The 20,010-nt window shown below is 37.2% G+C and carries 10 protein-coding genes and 1 pseudogene; 5 read left to right on the top strand and 6 right to left on the bottom strand.

Translation table 11 applies throughout. The features are described from left to right. Window positions 1–163: 163 nt before the first annotated feature. Window positions 164–2,749 carry a leucine-rich repeat domain-containing protein gene (locus tag TY21_RS06070; RefSeq protein ID WP_130589586.1) on the top strand — a complete coding sequence of 862 codons (2,586 nt, stop codon included), beginning with the start codon at window positions 164–166 and terminating at the stop codon, window positions 2,747–2,749. A gap of 334 nt (window positions 2,750–3,083) precedes the next feature. Here the strand turns inward: TY21_RS06070 and TY21_RS06065 are convergent. The 5 genes and pseudogenes from TY21_RS06065 to glgC form a co-directional block, all read right to left on the bottom strand. Next, window positions 3,084–3,958 (bottom strand): annotated as a pseudogene (locus TY21_RS06065) (IS982 family transposase). Between the two features lie 286 nt (window positions 3,959–4,244). Beyond that, window positions 4,245–5,030, bottom strand: a complete 786-nt coding sequence (locus tag TY21_RS06060) for a tetratricopeptide repeat protein (RefSeq protein WP_158623034.1) — start codon at window positions 5,028–5,030, stop codon at window positions 4,245–4,247. A gap of 1,165 nt (window positions 5,031–6,195) precedes the next feature. Next, window positions 6,196–8,775 carry a hypothetical protein gene (locus TY21_RS06055; RefSeq protein WP_042238722.1) on the bottom strand — a complete coding sequence of 860 codons (2,580 nt, stop codon included), beginning with the start codon at window positions 8,773–8,775 and terminating at the stop codon, window positions 6,196–6,198. Between the two features lie 1,951 nt (window positions 8,776–10,726). Beyond that, the gene (locus TY21_RS06050) at window positions 10,727–11,479 is read right to left on the bottom strand and encodes a metallophosphoesterase (RefSeq protein WP_042238717.1); all 753 of its coding nucleotides are present in this window, start codon (window positions 11,477–11,479) and stop codon (window positions 10,727–10,729) included. 15 nt (window positions 11,480–11,494) lie between these two features. After that, window positions 11,495–12,841: a glucose-1-phosphate adenylyltransferase gene (gene glgC / locus TY21_RS06045; protein ID WP_052354277.1), complete on the bottom strand. Its 1,347-nt coding sequence runs from the start codon at window positions 12,839–12,841 to the stop codon at window positions 11,495–11,497. 1,052 nt (window positions 12,842–13,893) lie between these two features. Between glgC and TY21_RS06040 the strand changes: the two genes are divergently transcribed. Beyond that, window positions 13,894–14,697 carry an ABC transporter substrate-binding protein gene (locus TY21_RS06040; RefSeq protein ID WP_042238715.1) on the top strand — a complete coding sequence of 268 codons (804 nt, stop codon included), beginning with the start codon at window positions 13,894–13,896 and terminating at the stop codon, window positions 14,695–14,697. Between the two features lie 45 nt (window positions 14,698–14,742). On the opposite strand, the gene glgP is transcribed toward TY21_RS06040, so the two are convergent. Next, a complete protein-coding gene (gene glgP, locus TY21_RS06035) occupies window positions 14,743–17,301 on the bottom strand; it encodes a glycogen/starch/alpha-glucan family phosphorylase (RefSeq protein WP_042238713.1) in 2,559 nt (852 codons plus the stop codon). Window positions 17,302–18,048: 747 nt separating this feature from the next. Here glgP and TY21_RS06030 point away from each other — a divergent pair. Genes TY21_RS06030 through TY21_RS06020 form a run of 3 tightly spaced genes read left to right on the top strand, consistent with a single transcriptional unit; the run spans window position 18,049 to window position 20,005 of the window. Next, window positions 18,049–18,249: a hypothetical protein gene (locus TY21_RS06030; RefSeq protein WP_042238711.1), complete on the top strand. Its 201-nt coding sequence runs from the start codon at window positions 18,049–18,051 to the stop codon at window positions 18,247–18,249. A 24-nt stretch (window positions 18,250–18,273) separates the two neighbouring features. Continuing rightward, window positions 18,274–19,029, top strand: a complete 756-nt coding sequence (locus TY21_RS06025) for a hypothetical protein (RefSeq protein WP_130589585.1) — start codon at window positions 18,274–18,276, stop codon at window positions 19,027–19,029. After that, window positions 18,995–20,005: a hypothetical protein gene (locus TY21_RS06020; protein WP_042238706.1), complete on the top strand. Its 1,011-nt coding sequence runs from the start codon at window positions 18,995–18,997 to the stop codon at window positions 20,003–20,005. The genes TY21_RS06025 and TY21_RS06020 overlap by 35 nt, the downstream gene beginning before the upstream one ends. The last annotated feature ends 5 nt before the right edge of the window (window positions 20,006–20,010 follow it).

Raw genomic sequence — 20,010 nt, 5'->3', positions numbered from 1 at the left:
GAAATTAGGCTACCAGTAAGCAGAACTATATGCCAAATTTTTGGCTCTGTGAGTTGTTTTTCATTGATAAGGATACGAATTCGTTTGACTTGCTTTTTAATTTTTTATATTGTCTTTAAAAAATAAAAATGCTGAAAAATTTGTCACTACCCAAGGAAATAAAATGCATCCTATCTCATCGATTTCTATTGAAAGCTTGCCCAATGAATTGCTGCTCCCTATCTTAGAGGCTTGCGTAGTTCCTCCCTTATTTAGCGTCTGTAAAAGATGGCATCATCTGCTGGCTACTGAAGTGATGCCTTCTCTTTATAAAAAAATAGCACAGTTTCATTTTCCCACGAAGAATACCACTACCCAGCGAACTCTTATGCTAGCTAAAGTTTATCAATTCAATCCTGGACTTACCTCTACTGAAAAAGTTTATCAAGCTTTTAAGCAAGTTTTTACCTTAGCTAAATCTATTTCTTCTTTGGAATTTAAAGGGAAAACAGAAGAAAAAAGAGGCTTAACGCTGGCTAATTACTCTTCTTATCTCTTAAATATTAATCGCCTTTTACTTTGGAAAAAACTTCCTGGTGGGGAAGAATACTTGAGCCGAGAAGAAATTAAGCACTTGCCTCTACAAAAAAAAGGAGAGCTTCTTAGAGATTGGATTGAAGAAAATTGTAAAAATATCACGGATTTAGATTTATCTAGAGTAGGCTTGACTTATTTACCCCCCGAAATAGGCCGATTGTCTCAGCTGCAAGAGCTTAACTTAAGCCAAAACCAGCTCACCGCTCTGCCTGCAGAAATTGGGCGGCTGTCCCAGCTGCAATGGCTTAACTTAAATCAGAACCAGCTCACCGCTCTGCCTGCAGAAATTGGGCGGCTGTCCCAGCTGGAATGGCTTAACTTAAATCAAAACCAGCTCACCAGTCTTCCTGCAGAAATAAGCCAATTGTCTCAGCTGCAAGAACTTCAGTTAAGCCAAAACCAGCTCACCGCTCTGCCTGCAGAAATCGGGCAGTTGTCTGAGCTACAAACTCTTGACTTAAGAGAAAACGAGCTCAACAACCTGCCTACAGAGATCGGGCGGCTGCCTCAGCTGCAATGGCTTCAATTAAATCAAAACCAGCTCACCAGCCTGCCTGCAGAAATCGGGCAGTTGTCTAAGCTGCAAACGCTTGAATTAAATCAAAACCAGCTCACCGCTCTGCCTGCACAAATCGGGCAGTTGTCTAAGCTGCAAACGCTTGAATTAAATCAAAACCAGCTCACCGCTCTGCCTGCACAAATCGGGCAGCTGTCTCAACTACGAGTGCTTTACTTAAATCAAAATCAGCTCACTGCTCTGCCTACGGAAATCGGGCAGTTGTCTAAGCTGCAAAATCTTTACTTAAATCAAAACCAGCTCACCAGCCTGCCTGAAGAAATCGGACGGCTGCCTCAGCTGCAATGGCTTGATTTAAATCAAAACCAGCTCACCGCTCTGCCTGCAGAAATAGGGCAGCTGCCTGAGCTGCTACAGCTTAACTTAAATCAAAACCAGCTCACCGCTCTGCCTGCAGAAATTAGGCAGCTGTCTAATCTGCTACAGCTTAACTTAAATCAAAACCAGCTCACCGCTCTGCCTACAGAAATCGGGCAGCTGTCTCAGCTGCAAGGGCTTCACTTAAATCAAAACCAGCTCACCGCTCTGCCCGCAGAAATTGGGCGGCTGTCCCAGCTGGAATGGCTTAACTTAAATCAAAACCAGCTCACCAGTTTGCCTGCAGAAATTGGGCAGCTGTCTCAGCTGCAAGAGCTTCACTTAAATCAAAACCAGCTCACCGCTCTGCCTGCAGAAATCGGGCTGATGTCTAGGCTGCAAATGTTTGATTCAAGCCAAAACCAGCTTGCCGCTCTGCCTGCAGAAATCTGGCTGATGCCTAGGCTGCGGGTGCTTTACTTAAATCAAAACCAGCTCACCAGTCTGCCTGTAGAAATCGGGCAGCTGTCTCAGCTGAAAGAGCTTGATTCAAGCCAAAACCAGCTCACCAGTCTGCCTACAGAAATCGGGCAGCTGTCTAATCTGCTACAGCTTCACTTAAATCAAAACCAGCTCACCGCTCTGCCTGCAGAAATCGGGCAGCTGTCTCAGCTGCAAGAACTTGATTCAAGCCAAAACCAGCTCACCAGTCTGCCTGCAGAAATCGGGCAGCTTTCTGAGCTGCAAGTGCTTTACTTAAATCAGAACCAGCTCACCAGTCTGCCTGTAGAAATCGGGCAGCTGTCTCAGCTGCAAGAACTTGATTCAAGCCAAAACCAGCTCACCAGTCTGCCTGTAGAAATCGGGCTGCTGTCTGAGCTGCAAACGCTTGAATTAAATCAAAACCAGCTCACCAGCCTGCCTGCAGAAATCGGGCTGCTGTCTGAGCTGCAAACGCTTGAATTAAATCAAAACCAGCTCACCAGTCTGCCTGCACAAATCGGGCAGCTTTCTGAGCTGCAAGCGCTTGACTTAAGAGAAAACCAGCTCACCAGTCTGCCTGCAGAGATAGGGCGGTTGTCTCAGCTGCAATATCTTCTCTTAAATCAAAACCAGCTCACCAGTCTGCCTGCAGAAATCGGGCAGCTTTCTGAGCTGCAAGTGCTTCACTTAAATCAAAACCAGCTCACCAGCCTTCCTGCAGGAATAGGACAACTGTTTCAGCTTACCAAACTTGAATTAGCGGAAAATCCTTTGAAAGATATTGCAGAAAAAATAAGGCAGCGTTTTCCATTGTAGAATGGTTGTAAGTACTTTTTAAATTGAGGTGAGCTAAAATGAAATAAAAACTTTTAGCCATCTTATTTTTAAACAAGTAATCAGCACTTAAATCAAAAACGGCTCGCCAGTCTGCCAGCAGAAATCGGACAGCTGTCTCAGCTTCTACAGCTCGAATTAAATCAAACCCAGCACTATAAAGCCAACTTAAGAGAACAAGAAGCCTTAAAAAAAATTCCAGAAGTCATTACCGCTTTAAATAAACAATTCTCTAATCAAAAGATCGAAGTTTGGTTTGAAGATGAAGCAAGGCTAGGGCAACAAAGCACCTTTACTAACTTGAGTTTTGAGTTTTTTAGGCTGCAATCAAGAGACTGGTTCCTTGACCAGAAAATCTCAAAGAAGACTTTTTTGGTTGGTGGCAATAAGCTGCTATTCCTGCCAGTATGTTGGCTAGAAAATTCCCTATGCTTCTATGGCGAGTATGTTCAATTTGAGAGATATCTTTTAATTGATCGTTTACAGTTTCGATTATAGATCTTTTTCTTAGCAGAATTTTGTCTTGAAAAGACATTAACTTCTGTTTCATATTCGATCGTATGCTTGTCAATAGCTCTAAGCCGCGATTAATAAGCTTTTGGCTTAATTGAGAGGAAAGATATCCTGTGTCGCCAAACAGCTTTCCCATAAGGTCTTTTGACAAGATATCAACGATAGAAACATTAGAAACATTGCCATAGTTAAGTTGAAAAGATAGAACCTCTCCCTTATCATTGATAATCAAATGAAGTTTAAAAACATAAAACCAGCCCGAGGTGGTTTTTCCTCTTCTAATTAAACCTTTGAAGACCTTATTTCTTGTAATTCTTTTATTATGGCAAACGTCAATAGAGGTAGAATCAATGAATGCAATTCCTGTAGGTATTCCTCTTAAGCTATAAAGATAAGCATATAAAGGCATAAATATGGTTTTCTTTAAATAAACGAAGCGGCTGTAACTATCAAGCTTAGGAAATTCTTGATGCATATGGGTATTAACATGATGGTAAAAATGTTTGAAGTTTCTATAATTCGATTGGTGAAATAAAATAACGATCGTCATCATCTCTGGGACTGACAATTAGGTTTAGGGCCATGTTTTGGTTTAGATGAAGCAATGAGATGTTGATCCTATTCTTTGCTAAAAGATTTCCAAAAATCATCAACATTACAGTTAATTCTACTAAACACATTTTTGACCTCTCGTGGTTAAGTATTCGTTAAGAAGCAAATATTTTTTAACCATGTAGAGGTCTTGTGTCGTTAAAATTATTTATCCTGTTCAGCGATAAATAGATAAACTCAACATTCAGGTTAATAGGAAATTAAAAAATATTAGAATTAAGTACCCTAACTTTCGTAAATAATTTTATCTAATTTTATCCTGAAATGCTTAACAAAAGAGAGGGAATAATGAGCACTTAGCTGTTATCGCTGCTTTTTAGCATCCCCTTCTCCCTCTATTTCAAGTTCACCTTTATGGACAGTTTGTCGTTTGTAAACTTTCTACTTTTTGAGAAGCATCAAGAAAACCTTTTTCAGCAGCTTTTAAATAAAATTTTAATGCTTTTTGAGAGTTTTTTTCTGTTCCAATTCCTTCTTCATAATAACGAGCAAGCATGTAATTGATTCTAGGATCTTGCATGCGCTCATTATGTTTGGCAGCCGCGTGCATGTAAGAAAATGCTTGTTCTAAGGAAAGAGTTGTACCCTGTCCATCTTCTTTCATAATAGCTAGGCAGCAAAGAGCTACCGGATGATGAAATTGGGCGGCACGTTCATACCAAGCAAATGCTTGCGTATAATTTTGGCCAAAGAGCCCAGTTCCTCTTGCGTAGTCTTGAGCAATAGAAATAAAAGCTTCTTGGCGGTCTTCTTCATTCGCCTCGATGTCATGACCTCTAATATATTGTATATAGCGGGGATCCAAAAGATCCTCACGGCTGCAAAAATAATAAAGCTCATTATTTTCCTCGGCCCAATTAGTACGGTAAATTACAAAATCTCGATCAAAATGTTTAGGGGGTGAAGTTAAACTGCTCAACTGATCGTTCCAGACATATTTTATAAAAAGGTTAGCGTCGTAAACCTGTATGTTCTGAAATTCGTCTTGGCTGAGCACTATAAAATAATCTAAATTCATCTCATGATTTTTAATTACTAAATCTTTTAATGAAAAAATAGAATGGAAAAATTCAGGTTGATCGAAAGAGATTTTTTGAATGCCAAAATGAGGGGGCCTTAGGAAAACGTTTGGATGCATTATAAAGCTTGCTTTTGCAAAATAGGAAGTTCTGGAGGCTGCAGAGGATCTTTCTATAGATGAAAAAAATGTCATGAATGATACCTTTTAAGAATTTAAAAATTATAAATATAAAGATTAGCAATATGTTTTTCAAATAAATAAAAACTCTGTTTTAATAAAAAATAAATTTTATTTTTAGATTTTTATAGTCAAAAATTATCTATTTAAATGTTTAGTATTTTAGTAGTTTATTAAAAAATAGCAAAATCTATATTTAAATGTAATATAAAAATTAAATAAAACATTTTTAAGTCAAGATTGATTATTAGGAAACTAAGTAAGCGGTCATAGGGGGGATCAATTATTTTCGGATAAGGACGTTGTTGCGTAAATGATAAGAAGCGTATGCGATAAGATGGCTTTTCAACGCTTAAGAGCTATAAATTTAGCTTGAAAACAAAAATATAGGCAAGCTAGGAAAAAAAGCTCATTTATCGCATAACTAATTGATTCAACTATACCAAAGCTCTAGCGCACAGAGGAAGCATAACTTTATAGGTTTTGGGTGAGGCCTTTAAAGGATGGAGGAAAAATAAAAGCATGGGCAAGAAGGGACGTCTAAGAATTCATTCCGCTATACTATCCTAGGCGTGTTAATAATTAAAGCCGTTTATCCTTTGCCTCTACGAGTCTTTCTAAGGATTTCTCTTTTCGGTGATTGCTTTACTGACCTTCAAGGCTACCTATCCTTGTTATACCGCATCTGCAGGCGTGCTAAAGAGCGTGGCATGAAAATTTAAGAATATAAATTGTAAACGTCCCAAAAAGATAGCCTTTTTTGAATCCTCTTGGGTGAAAGCCTATCGCGAAGAAGAAGGGAAAGGGTGCCAGGATAGCAAAGCCAAGAGGGATCAAAGGCTATGTCTGTCAGACGCTTTAAGGCTTAACTTCTTAAATCCTTTTCCAAGCTCTTTAGCACGCCTGCAGATGCGGTATAACAAGGATAGGCAGCCTTGAAGGTCAGTAAAGCAAACAACGGCAAGAAAAAAACTTTAGTTTTCCTAAAGTTTTGGAGGTTAGCAGGCTAATTTTTAAAGCTCTTAAGCGTTAGAGCCCCTCAAAAACTTTTCCTAATTTAAATTTTTCATTAAAAAATAAATTTAATCTCTTTTCCTTATTGATATCAGTTTAGTTCCAATTTGCCAGTCTGATGTTTTGATTCTAAATTTCTTAGAATTGTTTCAAGAGAAGATTGCATTGCTGAAGAACCATGCTCTTGATGCCCTTTGTTTATATTAAGAATTTCTTCTACTCCCGTGAGAATGCTTATTAGAGCGTGGCATTCCATCAATTCTATGAGAGTCAGGTGATCACCTTTCTTAGCAAGAGAGATTAATCTTTCTTCAATAGCTGCACGAGTGCCTTGAAAATATTTGTGGTATGTTGAATTTAAAGTTGTAGAAGGAGCTGATAAATCAGATGCATCTTCTAGTAACTCCACCAATCCTTTTCCGAGTAATTTTTTATAATCTTGAGGAAACTTCTCTGAGAATTCATTGGAGGGTTTAATAAGAGTTTCAGAATATTTATCCATAGTCTGATTAAAAAAATAAGGGAAATCTTCTGTCTCCGAGACTTGTAATGAGGCAATACGACTTAAAAAAAGAAGCGCATCTAAGATAAAGCAGACAGGATTTTGTTCTAAAGCTTGGTAACGCTTATCTATTTCTTGCTGAATAACATCGAGATTTAAGCTATCCTCTTGGATCAAACGGCTAAATCCTCCAACATCCTCGCTAAGCTTTTTATTACTAAGCTTTTGAATAATATCTTGAGCATTAGCTGCCTCTCTGTTTTCACTCCTTGTAGAAATATTTTCTCGATTAAAAAAAATGTTGGTGAAGGTCGCAAGATTCCAAGAGAACAAAGCAGGATATGGAACAACATGAGTTTCTTCAGGGTAAGCAAAATGTTGTTGGATAACCTGTTTATCGAATATGTAGTGAAGGAGCTGGGACATTTCTTGGTGCGCTCGTTTGCAATCTTCCTTTGCTTTTTCTGAAGAATGGCTACCCTGCATAGCTCTATATAGGCTACTATTTTTTTTATCGGATGGATCACTAGTGTGTAAACCGATATGTAATATTAAAAAGCTTTTAAATTTAGCCTTAATATCTATAACTTGTTCTTCGCTTAAATTACTTTTTTCTAGCTTAGACAGAGCATAATTAGCCAGCTGCGTAAACTCACGGTGGCTTTTTATCAGAACAGCAAAGCGTTGAGAAGAATGTTTTTTATATTCAAGGAGCATATTAATAATTCGAGCTTGAGGATGAGCTACTGTAAGCTCTGAGATATATTTTTCTATGGCAAATTGTTTATCTGCATTTTGAGAAAGTTTATCTATAAAATTTTTAACAATCACTCTCTGTTGTTGCTTTAATTTATTAATGAGTAAACGAGAAGCTGTTTGTTGGCTTTCTAGCTGCTTTAAAGAGGAATGTAATCTTTTAATCTCGCTAACATCTTCTTTAGTAGATTGCCTTTGTGGTAAAGACGCTAAATAACTTTTCTTATCTGTTAATAACCCTATATCTTTTAATATAGAGAGTTGATAAGAAATTACTTCTTTATAAAGCGTTGGATTCTCGGAGTTACTTTTAGTGGAACGCTCAAGAAGGTTGAGCTGAGTTGCCATAGAAGATAGCTTTTGCTTAATTAACTCTTTTATATCTAAATCCGTTCTTTTCTCCACTTCAAGCTTTTGTGGATTATTTGTTACTCCCTCTTCTAATGGAAATTTATCAATTATTTTCCTAGCGTTATCGTTAGTAATCTCTTTTATTACCTGAAGTGCTTCGTCTTGAGGTGCAAGGGGGGCTAAAACTTTCTGTTGAGGAGGGAGAGAGCCTTCCATTAAATTTAAAGAAGATAAGTCTTTCTTAAGTATACTCATTATCTGTTTTATGCCTTGGATAACTTTTATTTTTCCATCGGCATTAGCCTCTATTAAATTAGAGGATAATTTAGCTAGTTCCTCAAAGGTGGTTAGAAATCTTTTATTAAACTTTTCTATCATTGCATGCTCTTTATAGACCATAGTAGGATGAGTGTTTAATTCATTTTTTAAAGTTAATATTTCTTTATCCCTTTGCTCTAAGATCTGCTTTTCTGCTCCTATCTGCTCAGCATTTTGCTTATAAGCTAATATATCCTCTCCATAAACTTCCGATTGCTGAATTGTTTCCTTTAATTTTAGGGAAGAATCTTTTTCATCACTTACTTTTGATAAAGGATACAAATGAAGCTTTAAAATTTTTGTGCCTACTAATTCTTTAAGCCACTTTTGTGCAATTTTTTCTTTAAAATTTATTGCTATTCGATTATTGATCGCTTGCTGCAGGGAAGATTGGTATATCGAAAACTTTCCTTGAAGCAAGTCGCTAGATCTTGGAGCAATATAAAAGCAAAAATGTTTACCTCGTGGGATAAATTCAACGGGCTTACTACGAGTGCCCTTTGCCTCCACTCCCTCTAAGGAGAGGATCGTATCTTGAGAAGAAACAGATCCTTCTAAAAATTGTCTTTTTAAAGCCTTAACTTTTTCGTCTTCCTTCTCCTTAGCCTCCTTTTTTGCGGTTCCTATAGGTGCTGTTGATTTGATAGAAGTAGCAATAAATGCAAGCGAACTTCCACTATTTTTATCAGATTCTCCATCAGGTTTTCTTGAAACACCTAGAAAGCTATTATTGCCGCATTCCATAAACAATCCTTATTTAAAAGATGTGATTTATAATAATTATCAATATTATATTTAATTATATAATATAATTATTTAATAATAAAATTAAATTGTTTAATAAATTAAATAGGAATAATTTTATAAATATTTAAATAATTAAGAAGAGTTATAAAAAAATTAAGGAAGTAAAGAAGGGCAACTATTTATGTACGCGTTCAGCAGAATTGCTAAGAATAGCTTAAGAAGTAAATTTTAGAGCATGAAACCAACTTAAGAGGAGCTTTTCACCCTCCTCCAGCAGCAGAACAAGCTGATTATTGAGCAACAATAAACGATTAAGCGTCTTGAAAAACGTATTGCTAGAACTTGAAGAGAAGCTAAATCTTAATGCAAGCAATAGTTCTAGATTGCCAAGCTTTAACCAAAAGAAAAATCGTCCCTCTCCTAAAGGAGGAGCCAAACCTGGCCATAAGGGTTATTTTCGACAATTACTAAAAAAGAAACGGTCGCTATGACAGTTATTGTTAATCTTATCCGCCTATCAATCTTGTAAATCCAAAAGCATACCTAAAAAGATTGCCTGGGTTATGCAATAATTAGAGCTGCTTGAAGCTAAGCCTTTGATTACCTAAGTTGAATGCGAACGAATTTGCTGTAGGAAATCCCTGAAAAATTTTCCTGCACCCCTTACCTACAGGAATCCCATGAGTTTGGCCCCCGCCTTTCTGTATTAATAGGTTTACTTATCTTCTCTTATCTTACGAGTAAAAGATCAGAGCATTGATTGCTTAGCGCAGCCTTGGGTATAAAAATATCGTGGGGCGGTATTACTCAGAATAAAAAAATGCTTATCTAGTGCCTTGGAGGTGCAGGAATAAGTGTTTTGAAAGCAGCACAAAGTAGTTAAGCAATATAGATGGATGAGACAAATTTTAGACAATAGGCACAAAAGTGCTTTGTTTAGGCAAGTAGCATTGAAGCTATAATTGATCTTAGAATACAGCCTTCCAAAGACTTAAAAATCATAGAAGACATCCGACTTAGAAACCACCCAGAAATCACCGTTACCAATCGTTAGGGAATGCAGCGATTTAAGAGGTATCAATATTGCTTTGCTTATCTCAAGCAAGATCTTGAGGGGTTCACGGAAAAAAGCTAGAACGATAGCCTGCTTGTCAGGCACTTATTATTTGAGTTAAAGGAAGTGTTTGGTACCCAGCAATGCTATCGACATTAACTTTCGGAGATTGTAAAGATAAGATCAGAATTAGGCTATCGCAGGCAGGGTTTCCATGCCAACTTTAAGGAAGTTTGTAATGAGGGTTCTTAAGCCCACATTCCGCAAGTTAATTTCTTTCGTCATTCATTTTTGCCAACGGGGCCTAAAAACCAGTAAAACATGCCTCATGCTAGGGTTTAAATTAAGGATTAATTCTTTTATGCTTTTATGTAAAGGGCCTAGGATAAAATCCAATTCCTTAATCATCATTAACTTGAAGCTTCTCCTGTGATTATACTCGCTGTGGTATCTGGAGAAGCCAGCTGAAGTATCATAATCCGTTGTATAATTTTGTTCCCCCTTACAACACCAATTTTTAAGGTGATTAAAGTTCGTGCTACTATACTTTTCCATCGAGTATGTTTTCTCACGTTTTTGCTTTAAAAAGAACAAGATGAGCCTTTCCTAAGGGAACTTAAGGCAATTTCCAGCCTCAATAATAATATTTGGGAGTCGCTACAACCTGCGGAATGTGGGCTTAAGCATTTTGCAAGCTTAGCCAATAAGTTGGCAGCTCAAATTGAAAAGGTTTTTTTGCTTATTTGGTCCGCTAAGCTCACGGAGTTTCTTGTTCGACAACTGGCGTTAAAAAAGCTTTAAATACTTAAGAAGTACCTAGTAACCTCGGAATTTTGAAAGCGTTATGAAATTTTATCTTAGAGCCTTATAAAGAAAGAAGGGAATGGTAAAAATTTAGCTGTAAATTAGTTTAGGCATAAAATCAAGGTAATCCCCTGAAGTTAAAATGTAACGAATCTGATTTTTTTCACCAAATAAGGGCAGATGTTTTTTTACATTGTGTAAATGACCGAAGAGGCAGGTGTTGACATGATATTTTTCTAATAGCTGGGACACGGCTGAGTCTTTGAGGTCGGCACTAATAGGGGGGTAATGAGTCATGGCTATACGAATGGAAGCTTGAGGATCAAGGCTTTTCAAACTACTTTCTAAGCGCTGTAATTCCCGCTGAAAAATCTTTTCAGCTTCTGCAACCTTATCACTTTTTTCTAGCAAAATTTTTGCGTAAGGATTTTCTTTAAATTCTATATAAGCATTAAAATCATAAGCGCTACTGTCCCATAGTCTACTACCGCCAATAGAATATCCTTCCCAATGAAAGGCATTGTTTTGGATAAGATGGATAGATGGAGGGAGAATTTTTTCTATTTTAGTAAGAGACCTCCACCAATAATCATGATTCCCTTTGATCATCACTTTAGTGCCCGGAAGTTCATGAATCCATTTTAAATCTATAACAGCATCTTCTAGTTGGATGGCCCAGGAAATATCGCCTGGAAGAAGAACCAAATCAGAAGGCTGAATACAATTAAGCCAATTCTTTTTAATTTTCTCTGTATAATTTATCCAAGGCTCTCCGAAGACATCCATTTTTTTCTCAGGCGTGCCAAAAGCAAGGTGTAAATCAGCTAGAGCCCAAACTGCCATTAAAATTACTTAAAGTTATAGGGTAAAACCATCGGGAATGCAGGCCCCGCGAGGAACAATAATAATGCCATCGCGTATAAAAATTTCATTACTGTTATAATGAGTGAGCTTATCTGCATTATTTAAACAGACATTATTGCCGATACAGGCATGTTTGTCAATGATCGCTCGTTCAATCAAGCAATTTTGCCCAATTTGATAATTTTTTGATGTTTGATTGTCTTGCATGGGGGAACGATAATGATCATTACCGAGAATGTAACAATCTTTGATGACAGTGCCTGTGCCTACTTGAGTACGAGGCCCTAAGATACTATGAAAAACTTCTTTAGCTTCGATTACAGAGCCTTCACAAATAATAGATTGCTGTACTTTTGTATTGTAAATTTTAGCCGCAGGAAGATTTAAACTATTAGTGACTAGCAGATGTTTTTCGTCATACCAATTAAACTCTGGCTTATCTTCCGTAAGGGCTAGATTGGCATGATAGTAGGATTCAATGGTTCCAATATCTTCCCAATAGCCATCATAGAGATAGGCAGCAGCGTTGCCATTTTTAATAATGTTGGGAATTAAATGTTTTCCAAAATCTTCACGCATATCGGTAAGAAGAAGTTTTAAAAGGGCTTTTCTTTTAAATAGATAGATACCCATTGATCCTAGGCAAGCGCCATCTTTATTATTTTTAAGGTGAAATTTTTTAAGGGTACTTTCGCTAACTTTAAACGTTTTTACTTGTTCCATATCTGTAGGTTTTTCTACAAATTCGGTAATACGTTCATTATGATCAATTTTTAGGATTCCAAAGCGGCTAGCTTGGCTCTCTTCGATAGGTAGGGTAGCAATGACTACATCTGCATTGGTCCGTTGCGCAACTTGCATCATTTTTTTGTAGTCCATCTGGTACAGTTGGTCTCCGGATAGTATTAAAAAATAATCGATAGGAACATCGGTTAAATATTCCAGGTTTTGGCGAATAGCATCGGCTGTTCCTTGAAACCAGGCTTTAGTATGAGGTTTTTCTTCCACTGACAAAACTTCCACAAAGCCAGCCGTGAACGTGCCTGGTCGATAAGTTTTAAAAATATGATCGTGTAAGGTTTTAGAAAGAAACTGGGTAACAATAAATATTTTATGGCACCCAGAATGAATAGAATTAGACATGGGCACATCAATAAGGCGATATTTACCACCAAAAGTAACGGCAGGTTTACAATCAGAACGTGTAAGAGGGTAGAGACGAGAGCCTTGCCCTCCGCCTAAGATAATGGTCGCTACACGGCTCATATCACATGAGAGTTCAGCAGGCGTATGGTGGATTTTCGGATGTTGCCCTAAATGATTTGCTTGTAAAGTGGCCATATTATTTCTCCTAAAAGTGACTTAACCGCACTTTAAATAAAGAGTATAATTACATCAAGAAATCAATTTAATTTTGAAGAGATATGCCTTGTCACACTGCCCTGAAGAAGATAATTGAGAAAATATTTTTATTTAGATTAAATGATTTTTTTCAATTTTAGGAGCCTTGCAGCAAATGTTCATCCTAGCTCTGCTCCCTCTCTTTTTGAAGATATGGTTTCCTGCGTGAAAGTAGCTTGACAGGCGTTTAAAGGTTTAAAAGGGTTGACTCATTCCTAAAAAAGTAAGGAATTATAACGATGAAATAGTACGCTTGAAAAAAATTCGTAACCAATAGCATTTGAGGATACAAACTAGCTTTTTTCTAACCTCCAATAAGGAGGATAGCTGAGGGGAGAGAAAAAAATATTGAGGGAGGGGAAAAGTTCTTTATCCTCCTTTGAGAAATTAAGCGCCATGGCAAAAAAGAAAGCTTGGACTAGCGATAGCGCACCACATGAAGAACAGTAGCCGTGGCGCTGGAAAAAGAGAGAGCTTACCAGGTAGGAAAATCATCCAAGCTATTGTATACCTGTCTTTTACATATATTTATAATGCTACAATTGTCATCTTTAAAAAAGAAAATAGAAAGTTTGTAATCATTGAAAGAAAAGAGACCCCCAAATGCTTGAGCAAAAAAAAGCATTTTTGGCAGGAGTAAAAAAAGCCTACAGACCTTATAAGCTGCTTATTATGTTTCTTTTAAGAAATCTTCAATTCACCCTAAAAAGGGCTTGACAAAATCTTGACTTTGCCCAAAGCGTAATTTACGCCGCTGCCGTTAGATAACCTTAAAATCTTGTCAGTAGCATTATAAAGCCGATCTAGAGAAATCACAAGCATTTAAAAAAGTTGTTAATATGTTACAAAAGGAATAGAAGCCAGCTGATTCATTTTATGGATTTATTTATTGAGCAAAATCTGCTAAGATCTGCGGTTAGCACTTAAAGAAAATAATTTTCTTAAATAGCACTGTGGTTCGGACTATAATTAACAAGTACTGACATATCTAAGTGGAATCGACTAGTTTTTTAGCTTATAAAAATTTAATACGTATCTTTGTTATTCTTTTATTAGGAATCTTGCTGCTCATCGGGATCCGAGCTGGTTGCTTTTTCTCAAAACATTTATCAAGCTCTCAAAGCATAGTTATCGCACGCCATATCAATTGGAATGATTTTGATTTTACTGGCAAAGAACTGAACGTCCAAGCCTTTGCTGAAGAGCTAGTGCTTGCTGCTGGTAAAGAAGCAAATTTACGTATTCAATTTGTTCCTGCTAACCCTAATACTCTTTTAGAAGATCTTAGGGCTGGAAACTATGATGCCGTTTTTACTTTTATTGTACCTAATAGCCTTAATCGCCAAACCTATATTTTTTCCCATCCTTTATATGAATTAGGTTCTGTCCTTGTCGTGGACGAAAAATCTGATGCTCATCGCTTAGAGGATATGGACGGTAAAATTGTTGGTATCATTGCGGGAACTTCTTCCATTTATGACGTATCCCGTTATCCTTCTATTATCTTAGTAACCTATGAGAGCATGAACGCAGCTCTAGAAAATCTTAAAAACGACAAAATAGATGGTGTCATAATGGATATATGGCATGCACAAATGATGATTCATAGTTTTTACGATAATAAGCTAAAAATAGCCACAGCGCCTTTAACCCATCAAGGCCTTCGTTTAGTATCCTTAGGTCGTCCTAAATCCGAAGAATTTATTAAATTTTTTAACGAGGGGCTAGCTCGCGTTAAAGAAAAAGGTTTGTATAAGCAGCTTATACAAAAATGGGGCCTTTATGATAGCCCCTAAATTTAAAGAGCAAAATAATAAAAGCATTGTATGAATGAGAAATGGCTAACGTCCATACTGCCTATATTCATGTTCTACTCTTCTTAATATTTCAGGATCAGTAGGACAAGGGCTTAAGCCCCAAATTTTTTCGCAGTAATTTTTAATGGAAACATCCGTAGAAAATTTGCCCATCCCTGCTATATTGTGAATCGCATACTCTGCCCAAAGCAAAGGATTATCATAAAGAAGCTCTACTTTTTTTTGTGTTTCAAAATAGCTTTCTAGATCCTTTAAAATAAAATAATGATCGGCTCCTGACCCATAAAAACCTTCTAAAAGTATTTGAAATATCCCATTAAAAGCTTGATGTTCTTGCTCATTATTAGCAAACGTATGATCTCGCAAGGTATTTAAGGCTGCTTGGATGGAAGTGTTTTTATTATAAATTTCTTTAGGATTGTAAGAATGCTCGAATTGCATTTTTTCTATCTCAGCTCTCGAAGCACCAAAGGCAAAAGGCCACCACTTCTCAGTAATAGATTCTTTCATTTCTATATTTGCCCCATCATCTGTGCCTATGGTTAAAGCTCCATTGATGGCCAATTTCATGTTACCTGTACCAGAAGCTTCCGTCCCGGCTGTAGAGATTTGTTCGGATAGATCGGTAGCAGGAATAATGATAGCAGCTCGCGAAACGTTATAATTTTCAATAAACACGACTTTCAAAAAACCTTCTACGGCAGGATCATGGTTGATCTTGCGGGCGACAGCATTAATGAGAAGAATAATATTCTTGGCCAGATCATAGGAGGCGGCAGCTTTTCCTGCAAATATGCATACTCTTTTTATCCTTTGATGTTGAGGATTTTTTAAGATTTCTTGGTAGGTCATAATGATATTTAAGATGTTCATCAATTGACGTTTATATTCATGAATACGCTTAATTTGAACATCAAAAATAGCATCGGCTTCAATCAGGGGAGAGGGCATAACTAGTTCGCCTTTTTCATTGCGCTGCCTATTATTTTCATTAAGAAATTCTATTAACTGCTGTTTGTTTCTTTTTTTGATAGCCAAAAATTCTTCTTGGCTAGCCAGCTCGCTAGCAAAGTTAGCCAGCTCTCCTATACTGGCAAAGTCCGTGATCCAGCCATCTCCAATGCGTTTAGTAATAAATTTGGAAAGTTCAGGATTGCATTCTAATAGCCAACGACGTTGAGTGACCCCATTGGTAACGTTAAAAAACTTTTCAGGAAACATCTCATAAAAATCTTTGAAGACTCGAGTTCTTAAAATTTCTGAGTGAATTTCTGAGACCCCATTGACTGAATGGGAGCCGATAACGGAAAGATTTGCCATGCGAATGCTTTGATTTTCTATGATAGACATGCGTCTTACCTTGTCTTCATCACGAGGATACTTACTACGCACGGTATTACAAAATTCTTGGTTTAGCCTTTCAATAATCCGTAATTGTCTAGGCAACAGGTAGTTAAATAGATCTTTATCCCATACTTCCAGGGCTTCGCTAAGTACAGTATGGTTGGTGTATCCGGTACAGGCTTGTGTCATTTCTACAGCTGTTCTCCAAGGTAAGTCATGTTCTTGGATAAGCATGCGAATGAGCTCTGGAATTACCATGGCCGGGTGAGTATCATTAATTTGTATACGTACTTTATCTGCAAACGAGCGAAAGTTTTGATGATGAGCCAGATAATGACGAACAATATCTTGTAATGAGGCAGAAACAAGCAAAAACTCTTGCTTTAAGCGTACTCTTTTACCTGTTTCGTGATGATCGCTAGGATATAATACGTCTGTTAAAGCGGAATTTTCAGCTGCCTGATCTAAGCGACCGGCATTATAGCGTTGTAGCTGGAAATTGCGAGGAGATTCTTTAGTCGTCCATAAACGTAAAGTTACGACAGAGTATTTATTATCTTTGGCATACCCTACGATAGGATAATCGTAAGGAAGAGCCTGCACTTCTTCAAAGTCTTTTAGTTGGTAAATATCATCGCCATGAATATTTTGGAGAGCAGTAGTATTTCCACAATATTTAACATGCACACGGCGAGTATCGCGGCGAAATTCCCAAGGATTACCACTAATCAGCCAGCAATCAGGGGCTTCCACCTGAGCACCATTCCAAAGTTGTTGCTCAAAAATTCCATATTGATACCTTAGCCCATAAGCTTGAGCCGGATAATTCAAAGTAGCCAATGAATCTAAGAAACAGGAAGCAAGGCGTCCTAAGCCTCCATTCCCTAAACCAGGATCGGCTTCATGGTAGATAATTTCGTTGTAGGAACGATTCAGCTTTTGCAGTACAGCTTGTACAATTTCTAAGGCTCTGAAATTGGTGACCCCATTATTTAAAATCCGTCCGGGCAGATACTCCATAGAAAGATAGTAGAGCATGCGGGTATCTTGCCTATTTTGTGTTCGGACCCCTGCTAACCAACGGATCATTACCTCTTCTCGAAGAGCATAGGAAAGGGCGTTATAAATTTCATCTGCATGAGCATCTTCAGCAATTCTACCGACGGTCGTAATCAGGTAGTGCTTGGTTTTATTTACAAGATTATCGACGATAGTATCTGTATCAATAGAGGCTGTCATAATGGATCTCCTTGGCTAATTTTAGCGTATATATTATCAACTTATTTTTTGATAAGTCTTTTGCAAAAATATTTACGCCTGCCCTGTAAAGTAAGGCTTACAGCTTTCTAGAATAAATTTTTCTAAGTCTTTAGCGTGAACGGATAACCACCTCTTTTCCCCTTTAAATTAGTCTTTAAAACAAAAATATTTTTAAGGTTTTTTAGTTCTTGCCAGCTTGAATCTAGAGCTCAAATCTGATAAGTTTGCCTTTTATTGAAAAAAGGATAGAGAGATTAATTGAAATAAGCCTACTGTTTTTCTAGTTATTTTCTCTTTCTTAAGATATAAGCCTCTTTCTATTAAAAGCTTAAAGGAAAAAGGCGCTTTTTCTCTTTTTCTTCTTTATTGATCATAAAAATATAACTTTTGTTTAAATTATTTCACCGACCCTCCTACTAGGTCTTTGCATAAGTTAGAATCTTCCATTGGCTACTCCGTCTCTTAAAGTTAATTAAAATTAGCTAATAAGGTGGCTAAATAAATATTTAGATCCTCCTTAAGCTTTTTTTCACTTTTCTTAAAAAAATTTCTTTTCCTCCTTTAAAGCATAGAAGCTTAAGGGAAATTTATCCTTTCTAGATCTCTTTTAACTTTCCCCATTCAAAAAGCTTTTTAATCCTCTCCTCAAGTAGTTGGCATGAAACCTGCATTATCCAAAGGCAAATTGCTAAAAATCTAATTTCTAATAGGAAAGAGGAGAGTCTTATGAGTCATCCTATAGGTCCCCATTCTTCTTCGTCTTCTGAGCCCTTGCAAATAAAGAGCCTAAAAAGACCTAGAGAAGTTGACGAGAAAGGAAAAGAGAAGCAATTAGACGAAAGAGTAAGTACAATTTTTGCAAATCGAGTTAAGGAAGAAATTGAGGCACATCCGCAGTTTAAAGCTCATCTTTATAACTACCTGTAAATGGAAGAAGGGGATAGTGAGTCTTTGGCAATATTTCAATTTGCTAAAGAAATTTTTTCTTTGAAACTCAGGCCTGCAGGCCCTTTAGATAGCAACCCTGCCACTAACCGTCAAGTTGTCCTCAATACCAATGAATTTATTCCTAGCTTAACAAGGACGGCTGCGCAAGAGGATTGGCTTAAATTTTCTCATCTTCAACAGCTGATAGGCGAGATGGATAAATACAACAATAGGAAAGATGACATCCCAGCCAGCGAATTATCCTCTGCTGTGAAGATGCATGCTGAAACGCGCTTGCTGCTTTTTTTTCATCTATCTGTCGCTTTCTTCAAATCCAAAAGTAAAATTGAGCCGCGTGGAGCAAAATTTCAACTCTATCAGGGTTCTGAAGCGCAGGGTACGGAGGCTTGCCATCATTCATTATTTCCAGAAATTAAAGACAATTACTTAGAAAAATTAAAACAAGAGGCTCTTGAAGCTGTGCGCCAGGAAAGAAAGGGAAGAGAAAATATTTCACCTACTTTAATCTTAAAATTATTAGCTCTTGGCATTCCTGGAGAAGCTCTTCAAGAAACTTTAAAGCAAATTATAGATAAGAAGAGGGGAGCTGAAGAGGGCATTAACAAATTATGGGATGAATTTTTTCCCGAGCGCCCTTCCTTATTTAATGAAAGAAGTAAGTTTTACTATTTAAATAATCATACTATAATAGCTCCGGCCACCCTTAATAGAGTGGATGATATCATTGAAAAAAAATGTTCGGGAATCGGCCAGAAATAAATTACAAGAGATATCATCAGGAAAAGGCTGGAAGCCGATAGCTGCTACAGTGTACGTAGGTCAAAAAATTGAAGAAGTGCTGAAGCAAAGCTTACAGCAGACCGATGAAAAACTAAACATGCTTAGAGATTTAGAACAAAGCGTACGAGCATTTGATAAGCTTCTTTTTACAAATAATCGCTACTCAACAGCTGAACTGCATGCTTCTCTGGCTGAAAAGTTCCTCCATTATAGTGAAATAGATAATATAATTTCGCATATTCAAAAGTTGTTAGAAAGAATATCTAGCTTAGAGGATTCTCATTCCCTTCCCCTTATCCTTCCTAATTTAGATAGAACACAAGCAACGCTTGCAGAATTTCCTCAGAATTTCCAAATATTAAAGGATGAATATGCAATTTATCAACAGCAAGAAAAAGAAATTTATGGCCCAATAGACGAAAAAATTCAGCGTTTTGAGCAAGCAGTACAGCAGAAAAAAGAGGTAATTGAAAAAATTGCAAACAAGCGTGAGAAATATAAACTTACAATAGATGAGGATTGGATTCTTTCATGGAACCAATCATCATCAGATTTTCCCCGAGTAGAAAGAAAGCATAAAAGCTATCAACAAATGTCTAAAGAGCTAGAGAAAGCTCAGGGAAAATTCAATGCAGATAAGAAAGGACTTTCAGCTTTGCGGAAGAAAAGAGCTCTCTTATCCCATCCTGGAGACGAGCAGATGCTGAGGCTCTCTCAGCGCTATTCATCAGATATAAAGAACCATTTTGGCTCTTCAATTTCTTTACCCATTGATCCCTCTTCTTTCACCAAGCTTGGAGAATCCAGACATTTTATAAATGTTCAACTTCAAGCAACCTCACAACTCACTGAGACGCTTAGCCAAGAGATAAAGCAAGGAAAATATTCCTCTTATCGTTCTTATGAGCAGTTGCAATCTATTTTAATTAGCCAAACGCTTCAGACAGGTAAATAGTTTCC

Origin of the sequence: Neochlamydia sp. S13, from assembly GCF_000648235.2 — a bacterium.
Classification (GTDB): Bacteria; Chlamydiota; Chlamydiia; order Chlamydiales; family Parachlamydiaceae; genus Neochlamydia.
Note: the sequence above shows the minus strand (reverse complement) of the source record. Positions and strands in the feature narration are given on the sequence as shown.

What these genes read in the sequence shown, in the direction of transcription:
- TY21_RS06070 (WP_130589586.1), top strand. Translation starts at nt 164, where the DNA reads ATGCATCCTATCTCATCGATTTCTATTGAAAGCTTGCCCAATGAATTG.
- TY21_RS06060 (WP_158623034.1), bottom strand. Translation starts at nt 5,030, where the DNA reads ATGCATCCAAACGTTTTCCTAAGGCCCCCTCATTTTGGCATTCAAAAA.
- TY21_RS06055 (WP_042238722.1), bottom strand. Translation starts at nt 8,775, where the DNA reads ATGGAATGCGGCAATAATAGCTTTCTAGGTGTTTCAAGAAAACCTGAT.
- TY21_RS06050 (WP_042238717.1), bottom strand. Translation starts at nt 11,479, where the DNA reads ATGGCAGTTTGGGCTCTAGCTGATTTACACCTTGCTTTTGGCACGCCT.
- glgC (WP_052354277.1), bottom strand. Translation starts at nt 12,841, where the DNA reads ATGGCCACTTTACAAGCAAATCATTTAGGGCAACATCCGAAAATCCAC.
- glgP (WP_042238713.1), bottom strand. Translation starts at nt 17,301, where the DNA reads ATGACAGCCTCTATTGATACAGATACTATCGTCGATAATCTTGTAAAT.
- TY21_RS06030 (WP_042238711.1), top strand. Translation starts at nt 18,049, where the DNA reads ATGAGTCATCCTATAGGTCCCCATTCTTCTTCGTCTTCTGAGCCCTTG.